The organism is Blautia sp. AF14-40 (assembly GCF_003479665.1).
GTDB lineage: Bacteria > Bacillota > Clostridia > Lachnospirales > Lachnospiraceae > Fusicatenibacter > Fusicatenibacter saccharivorans.
This window is the reverse complement of sequence record NZ_QUHK01000093.1, coordinates 1,525-1,823: the sequence shown is the minus strand read 5'-3', so window position 1 is coordinate 1,823 and position 299 is coordinate 1,525. Positions and strand designations below refer to the sequence as shown.

Below are 299 nucleotides of genomic sequence, written 5' to 3'. Positions count from 1 at the left end.
ATACCCTCCATAAATGCGGCGGGGTCTGCCTTGCCTTTTGCAATCTGCGTCAGATTGTTTTCCCATTCTGCGGTAAGCTGCGGGCTTGTCAAGGTGTCCGGCAGGACACACACAAGGTTGATACCGTCCTTTGTGGGAAGTAGCTGCTTGCCTTTTCGCTCCACAAAACCGCCCTTTACCAGTTTTTCAATGACGGCGGCGCGGGTGGCGGGAGTTCCAAGCCCTTTGCGTTCTGCGTCCGGGTCGGTGTCCTCGCTTCCGGCGCGCTCCATAGCAGAGAGCAGCGACGCTTCGTTGTG

The 299-nt window shown here is 57.5% G+C and carries 1 protein-coding gene; it reads right to left on the bottom strand.

All coding sequences use genetic code 11. From position 1 onward, the window contains the following. Window positions 1-299 (bottom strand): DNA topoisomerase (locus DWW13_RS19620; RefSeq protein ID WP_243026210.1); only part of this gene is annotated, 299 nt, incomplete at both ends.